The sequence below is a fragment of the Bacillus sp. AK124 genome (genome assembly GCF_053903085.1).
Window position 1 is genome coordinate 199,025 of sequence record NZ_CP096378.1, and the last position, 13,923, is coordinate 212,947.

12 protein-coding genes are annotated in these 13,923 nt (G+C 46.5%); 7 read left to right on the top strand and 5 right to left on the bottom strand.

The genetic code is table 11. The annotated features are described in order from the left end of the window. Nucleotides 1-2: 2 nt before the first annotated feature. Together M1E06_RS00940 and M1E06_RS00945 are read left to right on the top strand one after the other, a co-directional pair. Nucleotides 3-1,238, top strand: a complete 1,236-nt coding sequence (locus M1E06_RS00940; RefSeq protein ID WP_035338021.1) for an MFS transporter — start codon at nucleotides 3-5, stop codon at nucleotides 1,236-1,238. A 14-nt stretch (nucleotides 1,239-1,252) separates the two neighbouring features. Next, nucleotides 1,253-2,731 (top strand): glycoside hydrolase family 32 protein, encoded by a 1,479-nt coding sequence (locus tag M1E06_RS00945; RefSeq protein ID WP_216904198.1) that lies wholly within the window; start codon nucleotides 1,253-1,255, stop codon nucleotides 2,729-2,731. A 137-nt stretch (nucleotides 2,732-2,868) separates the two neighbouring features. On the opposite strand, the gene pepT is transcribed toward M1E06_RS00945, so the two are convergent. Further along, nucleotides 2,869-4,101, bottom strand: a complete 1,233-nt coding sequence (pepT, locus tag M1E06_RS00950) for a peptidase T (protein WP_020453474.1) — start codon at nucleotides 4,099-4,101, stop codon at nucleotides 2,869-2,871. Nucleotides 4,102-4,240: 139 nt separating this feature from the next. Between pepT and M1E06_RS00955 the strand changes: the two genes are divergently transcribed. From M1E06_RS00955 to M1E06_RS00975, 5 genes are all read left to right on the top strand, one after another. Next, complete coding sequence (locus M1E06_RS00955; protein ID WP_020453473.1) at nucleotides 4,241-4,654, top strand: hypothetical protein; 414 nt, start codon at nucleotides 4,241-4,243, stop codon at nucleotides 4,652-4,654. 95 nt (nucleotides 4,655-4,749) lie between these two features. Then, nucleotides 4,750-5,319, top strand: a complete 570-nt coding sequence (locus M1E06_RS00960; RefSeq protein ID WP_041817382.1) for a sigma-70 family RNA polymerase sigma factor — start codon at nucleotides 4,750-4,752, stop codon at nucleotides 5,317-5,319. Then, on the top strand, nucleotides 5,289-6,680 hold the full coding sequence (locus M1E06_RS00965) for a DUF4179 domain-containing protein (RefSeq protein ID WP_020453471.1): 1,392 nt from the start codon (nucleotides 5,289-5,291) through the stop codon (nucleotides 6,678-6,680). The genes M1E06_RS00960 and M1E06_RS00965 overlap by 31 nt, the downstream gene beginning before the upstream one ends. 157 nt (nucleotides 6,681-6,837) lie before the next feature. After that, nucleotides 6,838-8,157, top strand: a complete 1,320-nt coding sequence (locus tag M1E06_RS00970; RefSeq protein ID WP_020453470.1) for a PTS sugar transporter subunit IIC — start codon at nucleotides 6,838-6,840, stop codon at nucleotides 8,155-8,157. Nucleotides 8,158-8,180: 23 nt separating this feature from the next. Then, the gene (locus M1E06_RS00975; RefSeq protein WP_020453469.1) at nucleotides 8,181-9,617 is read left to right on the top strand and encodes a glycoside hydrolase family 1 protein; all 1,437 of its coding nucleotides are present in this window, start codon (nucleotides 8,181-8,183) and stop codon (nucleotides 9,615-9,617) included. A 54-nt stretch (nucleotides 9,618-9,671) separates the two neighbouring features. Here M1E06_RS00975 and M1E06_RS00980 read toward each other — a convergent pair whose 3' ends face one another. From M1E06_RS00980 to argF, 4 genes are all read right to left on the bottom strand, one after another. Then, nucleotides 9,672-10,349: a Crp/Fnr family transcriptional regulator gene (locus M1E06_RS00980; protein WP_020453468.1), complete on the bottom strand. Its 678-nt coding sequence runs from the start codon at nucleotides 10,347-10,349 to the stop codon at nucleotides 9,672-9,674. Between the two features lie 109 nt (nucleotides 10,350-10,458). Then, the gene (gene arcC / locus M1E06_RS00985) at nucleotides 10,459-11,409 is read right to left on the bottom strand and encodes a carbamate kinase (RefSeq protein ID WP_216904196.1); all 951 of its coding nucleotides are present in this window, start codon (nucleotides 11,407-11,409) and stop codon (nucleotides 10,459-10,461) included. 21 nt (nucleotides 11,410-11,430) lie between these two features. After that, the gene (gene arcD / locus M1E06_RS00990; protein ID WP_020453466.1) at nucleotides 11,431-12,837 is read right to left on the bottom strand and encodes an arginine-ornithine antiporter; all 1,407 of its coding nucleotides are present in this window, start codon (nucleotides 12,835-12,837) and stop codon (nucleotides 11,431-11,433) included. 53 nt (nucleotides 12,838-12,890) lie between these two features. Next, a complete protein-coding gene (gene argF, locus M1E06_RS00995; RefSeq protein ID WP_020453465.1) occupies nucleotides 12,891-13,898 on the bottom strand; it encodes an ornithine carbamoyltransferase in 1,008 nt (335 codons plus the stop codon). Between the last annotated feature and the right edge of the window lie 25 nt (nucleotides 13,899-13,923).

Sequence of the window (13,923 nt, forward strand, 5' to 3'; positions counted from 1 at the left end):
AAATGAAAAGCTCAAACAGTCTGTATTGGAAACTAAGCGCTTATTTTTTCTTTTTCTTTTTTACTTGGTCTTCCAGCTATTCTTTATTTGCGATTTGGTTAGGGCAAGAAATCAATTTGAACGGGTCCGCGACAGGCATTATCTTTTCTGTAAACGCTATCTTTACTTTGTGCATGCAGCCTTTGTACGGTTTTATCTCTGATAAGCTCGGTCTGAAGAAAAACATATTATTTATGATCAGTTTGCTTCTCGTATTTACGGGTCCCTTTTATATTTTCGTCTACGGACCGCTTTTGCAATACAATGTCTTTCTCGGGGCTATCGTCGGCGGAATTTATTTGGGAACTGCTTTTCTCGCCGGAATCGGCGCGATTGAAACCTTTATTGAAAAGGTCAGCCGCAAATATCACTTTGAATATGGAAGAACAAGGATGTGGGGATCCCTCGGCTGGGCTGCGGCGACATTTTTTGCAGGTCAGCTGTTCAATATCGACCCGAATATCAACTTCTGGGTTGCTTCCGTTTCAGCAGTCATATTGGTAGCCATTATTGTTTCCGTAAAAATTGAGATGACAGATTATGAAAAGGAAAGGGCAGACTCGGTCGGATTAAAAGACGTGGGAGGGCTTTTTCTCTTAAAAGATTTCTGGTTTTTGATGTTGTACGTGATCGGCGTAACTTGCGTATACGGCGTCTATGACCAGCAGTTCCCGCTTTACTACGCTTCCTTATTTCCGACTCCGGCTCTGGGGAACCAAATATTTGGATACCTTAACTCATTCCAAGTATTCATTGAAGCGGGCATGATGTTTCTTGCGCCTTTCATCGTCAATAAGCTTGGTCCTAAAAAAAGTTTGATTTTAGCGGGGCTGTTAATGGCTTTCCGCATTATCGGCTCCGGACTTGTCAGCGGACCGGTCGGAATTTCATCAATGAAACTCATTCATGCTTTAGAATTGCCGATTATGCTGATTGCGGTGTTTAAATATTTGGCGACTAATTTTGATAATCGTCTTTCATCCGTACTTTATCTTGTCGGCTTTCAATTCGCATCCCAGGTAGGCACGTCGATTTTTTCGCCGCTTGCGGGAGGCTTATACGACAGCATCGGATTTCGCCACACTTATCTTATCATGGGAGCAATGGTCCTTTGTTTCACCATTATTTCGATTTTTACCTTGCTAGACTCAAAGAAAGACGTTGAATTTGCTCAAAGTCTACAAAGAAAGCATATATAGAAAGGGTGTCACAGATGAATAGAATTCACCAGGCAGAAGAAGCATTGAAGAAAGCCGGAAAAAAAGTGAATCACCGATACCGAATGGGCTATCACATGATGCCCCGGGCAAACTGGATAAATGATCCAAACGGACTGATTCAATATAAAGGGGAGTATCATGTCTTTTATCAACATCATCCGTATGATGAGAATTGGGGGCCGATGCATTGGGGCCATTTGAAGAGCAGGGATCTTATTCACTGGGAACACTTGCCGATCGCTTTAGCCCCTGGCGATGCATTTGATGAGAGCGGCTGCTTCTCAGGAAGCGCAGTCGAATATAACGGCGACCTTGCTTTAATCTATACAGGGCATAATATGATAGATGAAGAGAAAGACGATTTCTATCAAAATCAGAATATAGCAGTTAGCAAAGATGGTATCACCTTTGAAAAACTGAAAGAAAACCCTGTCATCGCAGAGCCGCCGGAAGACAGCTCCCGCCACTTTCGCGATCCGAAAGTATGGAGGCATGGTGAGACCTGGTATATGGTGATCGGAAACGCCTCAAAAGAAAATGTCGGTCGGGTCATTTTATATCGCTCGCCTAACTTTGTAGATTGGGAATATGCAGGCGTCCTCGCCCAAAGCGACGGGAATCTCGGCTTTATGTGGGAATGTCCGGATTTCTTTGAATTAGACGGCAAACACATTTTGCTGATTTCTCCTCAGGGTATAGAGGCGGATGGTGATTCATATCAGAATCTGTATCAAACAGGCTATTTGATTGGAGATTATGATGAAGGCACGAATGAGTTTGTACATGGCTCCTTTAAGGAATTGGACCATGGCCATGACTTTTATGCCGTGCAAACTTTGTTGGATGACAAAGGGCGCAGAATTGCGATTGGCTGGATGGATATGTGGGAGTCAGAGATGCCGACGAAAGCGGACGGATGGTGCGGGGCTTTAACTTTGCCGCGTGAATTGACGTTGAAGAATGATCACAAAATTTTAATGAATCCGGTTGAGGAGACTCAATTACTTCGTGAATCGGAACATCATGAATGTGCCAATCAATCGATTTCCGGCAGCTATTTGATAAAGACAGCCGAAAAGCTTCTTGAAGTGGTGGCCGTTTTTGATTTGACAATTTGCAGTGCCGAAACGGTTGGCTTAAAGATTCGGGGGATTGGTCAGGAAGAGACAATCATCCAGTACAGCTTGGCTGATCAAAAGCTGACGCTCGACTGTTCAAAGTCCGGCAAAGCGCGGGACGGTGTGAGAAACGTACGGCTTGAAGCGGAGGAGAAGCTCACCTTGCATCTGTTTCTTGACAGATCGTCTATTGAAGTATTTGCAAACCATGGTGAAGCGACAATGACCAGCCGCATATATCCCAAAGAAGGAAGAGCCGGGATTGAGCTGTTTTCTGAGAAAGGCAATGTACGGGTCGAAGAGTTCACTTACTGGACGCTGAAAGATATTTGGAAAGGCGATGAAGCTAAATGAGCAGAATATTTTGCATCGGTGAGACGTTAATCGGCTTTATGCCGAAACATGTTCTGATTTCGGCAAAGCGCAGATAAAGATTGATCTGACAAAAAAGCGGCTGTCGTGTCTTGCAGCCGCTTTTCGCTTTTTTCGTATTACGCTCTTTCTTCAAACAGCTTCACAATTTCCACGATGACATTGGCGGCTTTTACCATATTGTCGGCGGAAATATACTCGTATTTTCCGTGAAAGTTTTCCCCGCCTGTAAAAATGTTCGGACAAGGAAGCCCCATGTATGAGAGCTGGGAGCCGTCTGTACCGCCGCGGATCGGTTTCACAACCGGCTCGATGTCCAGATTTTTCATTGCTTCATAGGCAATGTCGACAATCTCTTTGACCGGTTCGATTTTTTCCCTCATGTTGTAATATTGATCATTCATGTCTACTGTGATGCTGTTTTCGCCGTATTTGGCTTTAAGGTCGTTTGCGATTTGTTGGACGTTGGCTTTTCTCTCGTTAAATCGGTCTCTGTCAAAATCCCTGATGATATAGGAGAGAGTGGTTTCAGAGACATCGCCCTTGATCGAAAGCAGATGGTAGAAGCCTTCATAACCTTCAGTAAATTCAGGGGCTTCGTTTGCCGGAAGTCCGGCGTGAAACTGCATCGCGATTTTGGCGGCATTGACCATTTTTCCTTTTGCTGTGCCGGGGTGGACGTTCGTTCCTTTACAAGTGATTTTCGCGGCTGCAGCATTGAAGCTTTCGTACTGCAGTTCGCCGAGCGGTCCGCCGTCAACCGTATACGCGAATGTGGCGTTGAACGCCTCTACGTCAAACTTGTGGGGCCCTCTGCCGATCTCTTCATCAGGCGTAAAAGCGACTCTGATCTTCCCGTGTTTGATTTCGGGGTGCGCAATTAAATATTCGATTGCCGTCATGATTTCAGAGATTCCCGCTTTATTATCGGCGCCGAGCAAAGTCGTTCCGTCGGTAGTGATCAATGTATGTCCCGCATAATCTGCAAGCTCGGGAAATTCCTTGGGCGATAAGACGACATTGAGAGATTCATTCAGCACAATGTCCTTTCCGTCGTATTGTTCGATAACCTGCGGATTGACGTTCTTTCCGGTAAAATCTGTTGCTGTATCCACATGAGCCAGGAAGCCGATCGTCGGCACCTCTTTTTCCGTATTCGAAGGAAGCGTCGCCATCACATAGCCGTTTTCATCGATTGTGACGTCCTTCATGCCGATCTCTTTCAGCTCTTCAACAAGCATATTGGCAAGCGTCAGCTGCCCGGGAGTGGAAGGCGTCGTCTGACTGTTTTCATTTGACTGCGTATCCACTTTCGCATAAGAAATGAGACGTTCAATCAGTTTGTTCTTCATGTTTCCTTCATCTCCAATTGTTGGTTTTATGTTTATCTTATCATTCATGGCGGGCGGATCGAAAACTTTTATTCCTGTATAGGAAAATTTAGTATAATATAGTTCTAAAGGATCATCACAATTGTAAGGGAGTATCACAATGGCTAAAGGTTATACAAATGAAGGAACAAAATGGGAGTTTGCACATTCTTTCTGGCTTGTGTTCACATGGGTTCCTTTTGGATTTTTAAGCTGGTTTGCATTTATTTATATCGCAGCGCGAACGAAACAAAGAAAATGGTTATTTGCCGGGATCGGATATGCAGCGGCTGTTTTATTCGCTGCTTTTACAGCCAGAACGTTCCTTTTCGATTTGGCTATGAAAGCCTTGCTTATCGTTTGGATCATCTCAATCATTCATGCTTTCAAAACAAGGGCCGAATATTTGGTTCGGCTTGAAGCCGTCTATCGAATCAAACGATCAAGTATGAATGAACTGAGGGAAGAGCTTAAATATGAACAGGAACCGCACGGCCAAACCGGAACTTCTAAAGTGACGCTGACAAAGAAATAAATAGAATCCGCTATTTTTGATGAAATAGCGGATTTTTTTAATGCAGAGAAAAAATTCCGTCCTTTTGAAACTTTTCTCATCCATTCTCTTCTCTAATGTTTGAAGGAGGCGCAGCAGTGAAGCAAATCAGATTAGTTAAGAAAGCTGTCGCAGGCAATGCCAAAGCTTTTGAAATGCTGTTTCAAAAGCACAGCGATCAGCTTTACAGAACAGCTTACATATATGTGCGAAATAAGGAGGACGCGTTAGATATCGTACAGGAGACGGCGTACAAGGCATTTTTATCGATTGCCCAGCTGAGGAATCCCGAATACTTTTTGACATGGCTGACGAAAATCCTCATTCATCATGCATATGCCTTATTAGACAAGAAAAAGAAAGTGGTTTTAATGGACAGGCCGCTGCAGGATGAAGGCCAGGAGCAGGAGATGGATGCGGACGACAGAATGGGGATGCTTGAAGCCGTTCAGCGGTTGCGAAAAGAATATCAAACCGCCATCATTCTATTTTATTATCACGACCTGCCGATACATGATATCGCCGAGGTGATGAATGCTCCTGAAGGAACCGTTAAGACCTATTTGAAAAGAGCGAAGTTTGAATTAAAACAACTACTGACTGGGGGAGAAGACGCATGGACAAACAATGGTTCAAAAACGAAGTAAACAAGATCAATGTTCCTACAAAAGAAATCCGCGAATCAATCGATAAAGGCATCAATCGGGCCAAGCGGGAAAAAAGGTTTCGGCCGAAGCACGCCGTGAAACGAACCATTTTTGTTTCAGGCGCGGCCGCTGTGCTCCTTCTCGGCAGCGGCTTCGTTTCCCCAGCGATGCAAAGCGTGTTGGCTGACGTCCCGCTGTTTGGGAAAGCGTATCAACAATTCCATGACTATGTCGGTCAAAACTTGGTGGCGGGCCAGCTTGTCACTGAACTGAACGAGAAAGCGTCCAGCAACAACATAGACGTGACGGCGACAAGCGTTTATTTTGACGGCGGAATCATCGGTATGACGTTTAAGGTGAAAAGTGATACAAGAAAAGATTTGGATGATGGAGCGAGAATGATTCATTTCACATTATTTAATGGCGAGCGCAAATGGGCGATCGCTTCTCAAGGAGACATAAAGAAAACAGAGGATGGCTATACCGGCTACATTCAAATGGGCTATCCAGATAAACATATTCCCGATAAACTGACACTCCCGGTTACGATCACAGATATTAACGGAATCAGAGGGAAATGGAAGTTCGACATTCCGGTTGATAAACTGCCGTATAAAACGCTCCACGTAACCAAAAACAATACACAATCGGCTGATGGCCATAAGCTCGCCGTAAAAACGGTAATTCTCGGAAAAGAATCGACTGTCATCGACTATGAAGTATCCAATTCAGAGGAACATCCAAACGATCGTACATCAATTATAAAAGTGACCGATGATAAAGGAAACGAAATCCCTTATTTGAGTGGCGGGCAGAGGACGACAGACAGTACAAAGAAAGGAAACAAGGTTCGTCACGAAGAAAGGCTGATCCTTGAAAAAGTGAATAAAGGAACAAAATACCTCAAGATTGAGGCGAGCAGCAGTATGGGCGATTCCGAAAAAACGCTGCCACTCACAAAAACGCCCGCCGTGCTGAGCGCTGACCGTCATGATTTCCAAATTGCCGTTGATCAGGTGAAACAAAACGGCAGCAAACTGTCTGTCGACTATCATTTGAAACATGTCGATCAATCTAAGATCGATATGGACAGCATGCAAAATTTTTTAGAAACGATGTCGCTGGTTGATTCGGCTTATAAAGGCTTTGACGAGGCGCCGGAGGGACACAGCGTAAAAGGTAATTTTACAAAAGTGCTAGATCCTGAAAAACTTCGATTCCGTTCAGACTTTACGTTAGATGGTGAATTTGGAGCGAAAAACTTCAGTCTTGGCCAATATTCGCTTGATGTCGAGTTTGGTTATTTAAGTGCATTTTATTCCACGCCGTTCAAGCCGATCAAAGTGCAATTGCCACAGTAAAATATAAGACCCGCTGTTTCAGTGAAACGGCGGGTTGTCTGCTTTGATGGCCTCCCAACCTGAAAAATTTCCTCTCCCAAAGGAAAAAATATGCACCGAAAAGAAAGCGTTTTCATTGTAAAGTAAAAGCAAACCACCAAAAAAAGGGGGAGAGTAAATGAGCAGGATGGCGAAGGTGACCGAGATGTTTGAGCGGGTCGCTTTTAAAATTACAAGCTTCAAATATATCATGGTCATTAAGTCGGCGTTTGTTACACTGATGCCGGTCATCATTGCCGGGGCGTTTGCGGTTCTGATGCAGAATATGGTGATGAGCCCCGAGACGGGACTTGCGGTTTTCGAGCCTTTTCGGTTCTTGTCTGCGCTTGAGCCGATTATGGCCTCGATCAATTATGCGACGCTGAACTTTATTACGATCGGCGCGGTGTTTTTGATCGGGATTGAGCTCGGGAAGCTGAATGGGCATGAATCATTTTTTCCCGGCTTGATGGCGCTGATGTCCTATATCTCTGTCATTCCATCGACGGTGCTGTTGGAAGTGAACGGTTCGATGCAGGAAGTGGTTAATGTGCTGGCCAAGGAATTTACGGATCCGAAGTCACTGTTTTTGGGGATGTTTATTTCGATTGTGTCTGTTGAAATCTTCAGCAAGCTTTCGAGCATGGACCGGCTCAAAATTAAAATGCCGGACAGCGTGCCGGCCAATGTCTCTGTCTCGTTCGGCACTTTATTTCCTTCGATTATTACGGTCACGATCATCGCCAGCTTCGGATTTGCTTTTCATCGGCTGACGGGCGTATACCTTCATGAAGCTGTGTACAATGTCGTGCAAAAACCGCTTGAGGGTGCGATTCAAGGCCTTCCCGGCATTTTGCTGCTAGTGTTTGTCGCACAGTTTTTCTGGGTCATCGGCATACACGGAAACCAGATGGTGAAGCCGATCAGAGAGCCTTTGCTGCTCGCTTCGATTACCGTCAATATGAATGCATACGCTGCCGGCGAATCGATTCCGAATATCATTACGATGCCGTTTTGGGATGTGTACATGAGCATCGGCGGATCCGGCGTCACGATCGGCCTGTTGATCGCGATTTTTATCGCGGGGAAACGGGAGGATTTGCGCAGCATTACAAAAATTTCGTTTGGTCCCGGCATCTTCAATATCAATGAACCGGTGATCTTCGGGGTTCCCGTCATGCTGAATCCGTTAATGGCGATTCCTTTTATTGTGACGCCGCTTGTGACGGGGGCGATCGGTTACATCGCGACAGCGGCGGGCTTTGCCGGAAAAGCCGTTGTCATGGTGCCGTGGACGACACCGCCGATTATCAACGCCTGGCTGTCGACAGGAGGAAGCCTCGGCGCCGTCGTCACACAAATCGTATGCATCATCGTCTCTGCCCTTATTTATCTTCCGTTTGTGATGTTGATGAATCGAAGCCTTACGGTCAATTCTGAAAAAAATGTTTCCATGTAAAGGCGTTGAAAGGAGCGAACGAAATGGCGAGACAAACGTGGAAGATTCCCGCCGATTTTATTCTCGGCGCAGCAGCGTCGGCGTGGCAGACAGAGGGGTGGCCCGGGAAGCGGCCGACACAGGATTCTTATTTGGATATGTGGTACAAGAATGACCCGCATGTATGGCATAACGGATACGGGCCGGCTGTGGCAACCGATTTTTATAACCGCTATAAAGAGGATATTCATCATATGAAAGAGATCGGCTTGACACATTACCGGACATCGATTAACTGGTCCCGCTTTCTGATTGATTATGAAACAACAGAAGTTGATGAAGTGTACGCAGGCTATATCGACGATGTCATCAATGAGCTGATTGCATCAGGTGTGGAACCGATGATTTGCCTTGAGCATTATGAGATTCCCGCAGTTTTAATGGAGAAATACGGAGGGTGGGGGTCTAAACATGTCATAGATTTATTTGCGGCATATGCGAAAAAAGTATTTGAACGATATGGAGACAGGGTGAAATATTGGTTTACTTTTAATGAACCGATTGTCCCGCAAACCCGGATTTTCCTTGATGCAATTCGATATCCATATGAGCAGAACACGAAAAAATGGATGCAATGGAATTTTAATAAGGCATTGGCGACGGCGAAATGTGTCAGGCTTTTTCACGCCCGCAAGTCCGATTGCCTGGAAGGCGCCAAAATCGGCGTTATTTTGAATCCGGAGGTTACTTATGCGAGATCAAGCGCGCCTCATGACCAAAAAGCGGCCCGCATCTATGATTTGTTTTTTAACAGGGTTTTTTTGGATCCGAGCATCAAAGGCGCCTATCCCGATGAATTGATAGAGCTCTTGGTTAAACACGATATTCTGTTTGACCATGATGAGGCGGAGCTTGACATCATCAAACAGCATACAGTAGATTTTGCCGGCATTAACCTTTATTACCCCCGCCGTGTAAAAGCTCCGTCAAGACAGTGGAATGACTCAACGCCATTTCATCCCGCTTATTACTATGAATACTTTGAGCTGCCCGGCAGAAAAATGAACCCATTCAGAGGATGGGAGATCTATCCCCAAATTGTCTATGATATGGCGATGAGACTCAAACATGAGTACGGAAATATCGAATGGCTGATTGCGGAAAACGGGATGGGCGTCGAACATGAGGAGCGTTTTAAAAATGAAGAAGGTGTCATTCAGGATGACTACAGAATCGATTTTATTTCGGCCCATTTGCGAGAGGCAATGAAAGGGATCGCAGACGGCGCAAACTGCAAAGGCTATATGCTTTGGGCGTTCACGGACAACGTCTCTCCGATGAACGCCTTTAAAAACCGCTACGGCCTTGTTGAGATCCGATTGGAGGACAACCGCAGCAGGGCGCTGAAAAAATCGGCTTGCTTTTATCGGGATATCATCAAAAACAGACAGTTTGAAACAGAGGAATTCCGGTATAAATAAAGGCGGCGGGGGGAATCATCCCGCTTGTCGTCGGGATGATTTCTCATATATGATCTACATAAAATACTCCGGCCGGTTGATCATAATCTGCTTGTTCATTTGACTGATCACGCCTTCGCAGCGGAGCTTTTTCAGGACGGCGCTGACGGTTTCGCGGGATGTCCCTGAGATTTTGGCAATTTCAGCAGCGGTGATCGGACAGTTGATGACGGTTGAATTGCTTTCTTTTTGACCGAGGCTTTCGGTTAAATAGTAAATGGCTTGTGTGACCCTGTCGTGTGCATGGGAGAGTGTAATGCGCTTCAGCCTTTCCTCGTGGAGGGCAAGAATGTCTGATAAATGATTGAGAATATCGTAAAGCAGGTTTTTGTTGTCCCGGACGAGATCTTCGAAGATGTTCATGGGTATATAGTAGAGTTCAATATCTGTTAAGGCTTCGGCGGCATAGTGATAATGCTCATCCCGAAACAAGCCTCCAAATGGAAAGAGGGTATGAGGACGTACATAGTCGGTATAAAACATGGATCCAGCTTCGTTTGATTTTTCGAGTTTGATAAAGCCGTCGAGAAGAAGGTACATTCGTTCCCGGGGGTCGTCTTCCATAAATAATATCTGGCCTTTATGGTAAGTGCGCCAATAGATAAACTGTTTCATATCTTCCAGATCTCTTTTATTCAGGGAAGCGAGAAGAGGAAACTTTTTCAGTTGATGTACGATGTCTTTGTTCTTCATATGGACCACCCTTATCGATTTTCTTATGTTGCGGCTATATAGTTTAAATTTTACTTGTTTTTGACGATTGGCAAAAGGAAGAACCCTCCCCGAGCCCTTCCTTTTGCTTTTAGGCTTGTTCGACAATCGTGCCGGCATTTCCTTGGAGAGCGTCTTTGGCTAATTTCAGGGATGTGATGACCGTTTTATTGCCTTTTTTGGCTTCGGCAAATTGGATGGCTGCTTTGACTTTTGGCAGCATGCTTCCTTCTGCAAATTGCTTTTCTTTTATATAACCTTTCAGTTCTTCGGTGGTGACGCGTTTCAGCGCGCGTTCTGTCGGCTTTAAATAATCGACGGCAACATAGTCGACACCTGTTAGAATGACCAGTTCGTCAGCCTGCACAAGTTCCGCCAGTTTGCAGGCGGCAAAGTCTTTGTCGATGACGGCGTCAATACCGGAGACGGCATCGCCGTTTTCAATGACGGGAACGCCTCCGCCGCCGGCCGCAATGACGATATGTCCGTGTTCGACAAGATCATTGATAACATCGTGTTCAAGGATCGATACCGGAGCCGGAGACGGTACGACCCGGCGCCAGCCTCTTCCGGCGTCTTCTTTAAAAACGAGGCCGCCGTTGCGGCTGTTCATCAGTTCTTTCGCTTCTACTTCGCTGTAAAACGGACCGATCGGTTTTGTCGGGTTGCGGAATGCTTCATCATCGCCTCGGACGGCGACGCGGGTGATGACGGTTGCCGCATGTCCGCCTTTCCCTTTCGCATGCAGCGCCCGGTCAAGAGCATTTTGCAGCCAATAGCCGATCATTCCCTGGGTCATGGAAACACAAGTTTCAAGCGGCATGGCCGGTGTTTTCGGGGAATCCGCCTCTTTTTGCTGAATCATCAGGTTTCCGACCTGCGGGCCGTTTCCGTGCGTGACGATTAATTCGGCGCCGCTGTCGATCATATCCGCCAAATACATGGCGGTTTCTTCAAGCGCGCGCTTTTGCGCTTCTGCACTGGCATCTCCGGTTTGGATGGCATTACCGCCAAGTGCGACGACAATTTTTCTTTTTTTCATTTGATCATCACCTCTGTTTTGTTAAATTGAAATGCTTCCCGCAGCCAGCCTGATCACGGCGATGACAGCCAATACAAGAATCGCGGCGGCAATCAAAAGCTCGGCCTTATTGAAGACGGGGCCTTCTTTTCCTTTGCGGACAGCCCGGAATACGAGAATGCCGGGAGCGTATAAAATCATGGTCAAAAGCAGGTAATCAAGTCCTGCGGCATATACGAGCCAGACGCCGTAAATGCTTGCGATGATCCCGATGATGAGGTTCTTTCCCCGGTTAGGTTCTTTGTGCAGCCAGCTGTATTTAAGCTGATAAAGCCCGGAAAACAGATACGGGATCAAGATGGCCGAGGAAGCCAAGGAGAATGCAAACTGATAGGCCGCATCCGAAATGAGAAACGTCAGCAAAAACAGCTGGATAATGGCGTTTGTCAAAGTCAGCGCATTTGTCGGCGCGCCGTTTTTATTTTCTTTGCCGAACCATTTCGGGAAGACCCCTTCGCGCGCCGCGATCAGCGGGAGTTCGCCCGCGAATAATGTCCAGGCCAGCCAGGCGCCCAATACGGAAATGATTAATCCCAAGTTGATGAGCACAGCTCCCCATTTGCCGACGATATGCTCCATGATCGCGGCCATTGAAGGATTCGGAAGCCCGGCCAAGTTTTGCTGATTCATGACGCCGAGCGACAGCATCGTAATCATGACGTAAATCACAAGTACACTGATCAAGCCGATGACAGTCGCTTTGCCGACATCGCTTGATTTTTTGGCACGGCTTGAGAATAAGACGGCCCCTTCAATTCCGGTAAACACCCAGACGGTCACCAGCATCGTGCTCTTGACCTGTGTCCCGATGGAACCGAGCGACAGCCCTTTTCCCCAGAAATCGTTCGTAAATAAATCAAGATGAAACACAAAGATAATGGCGATAATGAAAGCAAAAATCGGTACCAGTTTTGAAATGGTCGTAATTAAGTTGATCATGGCAGCGGACTGTACCCCGCGCAGGATCAAAAAGTGCACGCACCAGAGGATTACGCTTGCACCGATAATCGATGCGACGTTTTGTCCGTCTCCAAACGCAGGGATGAAATATCCGACTGCGCTGAACAGCAGCGTTCCGTATGCGACATTGCCGAGAAGGGCTGCGAACCAGTACCCCCAGCCGCTGTTAAACCCCATAAAATGGCCGAATCCTTCCCGCGCATAAGTGAAAATACCGCCGTCTAAATCAGGCCTTTTCGTGGTCAAGTTTTGGAAAGAGAAGGCCAGGGCAATCATGCCGACTCCGGTGATGATCCAGCCGATTAAAATGGCTCCCGCCCCCGCTCCTGAAGCCATGTCGCTTGCAAGGTTGAAGGCGCCCCCGCCGATCATCGATCCGATGACAAGCGCGATAAGTGCAAACAGCCCAAGTTTCTTTTCTTCCGCCATTTTTGTCACCTCATTCGGTTTAGAATGGAAAAGGGAATGAGCCCCTTTTCCTGTCAGTCAAGATCGCCGAGTGTCGCTGCCATGACAGCTTTAATTGTGTGCATGCGGTTTTCAGCTTCATCGAACACTTTAGAGTGTTTGCTGCGGAACACTTCGTCCGTCACTTCCATTTCTTTAAGGCCGTGCTGATCGTAAACGTTTTGTCCGTAAGTTGTATGAAGGTCGTGGAAGGCAGGCAGACAGTGCAGGAAGATGACGTTATCGTTTCCTGTTTTCTTGACGAGATCCATATTCACTTGATAAGGCTTGAGCAGTTTGATCCTTTCAGCGAACTTGTCTTCTTCTCCCATGGATACCCAGACGTCCGTATACAGAACGTCGGCTCCGGACACGGCTTCATCTGTATCGCTTGTGACGGTGATTTTTCCGCCGGATTCTTCGGCGAACGCTTCCGCCATTTTAACGATGTCTTGATCAGGGAACAGCTCTTGAGGCGAGCAGATTCTCACGTCCATGCCGACTTTGGCGCCGCCGATGAGCAGGCTGTTTGCGACGTTGTTACGGCCGTCGCCGATATAGGTGAGTTTGATCCCTTTTACGCGTCCCGTATGTTCTTTCACTGTCATAAAGTCCGCAAGCATCTGCGTCGGATGCCATAAATCGGTCAGCCCGTTCCATACCGGCACACCGGAATGCTCTGCCAGGGAAATCACTTTTTCATGTTCAAATCCGCGGAATTCAATTCCGTCGAACATGCGGCCGAGAACTTTGGCTGTGTCTTCGATCGATTCTTTTTTGCCGAGCTGAATGTCGTCTTTTCCCAAATATTCGGGATGCGCACCGAGGTCGATACAGGCTGTCGTGAAAGCGCAGCGCGTTCTTGTAGAAGGCTTTTCAAACAGCAAAGCGATGTTTTTACCTTCCAAATAGCGATGCTTGATGCCTTGCGCTTTTTTTTCTTTTAATTTTTGGGCGAGATCGAGCAAATAGAGGATTTCTTCTTCGGAAAAATCTTTTTCAGCTAAGTAGCTTCTGCCTTTTAAATCAATCGTTTGGTTCATGGATCTCTCTCCTTTTTCTTTAGGT

What these genes read in the sequence shown, in the direction of transcription:
- argF (WP_020453465.1), bottom strand. Translation starts at nt 13,898, where the DNA reads ATGAACCAAACGATTGATTTAAAAGGCAGAAGCTACTTAGCTGAAAAA.
- M1E06_RS00955 (WP_020453473.1), top strand. Translation starts at nt 4,241, where the DNA reads ATGGCTAAAGGTTATACAAATGAAGGAACAAAATGGGAGTTTGCACAT.
- M1E06_RS00980 (WP_020453468.1), bottom strand. Translation starts at nt 10,349, where the DNA reads ATGAAGAACAAAGACATCGTACATCAACTGAAAAAGTTTCCTCTTCTC.
- arcC (WP_216904196.1), bottom strand. Translation starts at nt 11,409, where the DNA reads ATGAAAAAAAGAAAAATTGTCGTCGCACTTGGCGGTAATGCCATCCAA.
- M1E06_RS00965 (WP_020453471.1), top strand. Translation starts at nt 5,289, where the DNA reads ATGGACAAACAATGGTTCAAAAACGAAGTAAACAAGATCAATGTTCCT.
- pepT (WP_020453474.1), bottom strand. Translation starts at nt 4,101, where the DNA reads ATGAAGAACAAACTGATTGAACGTCTCATTTCTTATGCGAAAGTGGAT.
- M1E06_RS00945 (WP_216904198.1), top strand. Translation starts at nt 1,253, where the DNA reads ATGAATAGAATTCACCAGGCAGAAGAAGCATTGAAGAAAGCCGGAAAA.
- M1E06_RS00960 (WP_041817382.1), top strand. Translation starts at nt 4,750, where the DNA reads ATGTTTGAAGGAGGCGCAGCAGTGAAGCAAATCAGATTAGTTAAGAAA.
- M1E06_RS00975 (WP_020453469.1), top strand. Translation starts at nt 8,181, where the DNA reads ATGGCGAGACAAACGTGGAAGATTCCCGCCGATTTTATTCTCGGCGCA.
- M1E06_RS00940 (WP_035338021.1), top strand. Translation starts at nt 3, where the DNA reads ATGAAAAGCTCAAACAGTCTGTATTGGAAACTAAGCGCTTATTTTTTC.
- arcD (WP_020453466.1), bottom strand. Translation starts at nt 12,837, where the DNA reads ATGGCGGAAGAAAAGAAACTTGGGCTGTTTGCACTTATCGCGCTTGTC.
- M1E06_RS00970 (WP_020453470.1), top strand. Translation starts at nt 6,838, where the DNA reads ATGAGCAGGATGGCGAAGGTGACCGAGATGTTTGAGCGGGTCGCTTTT.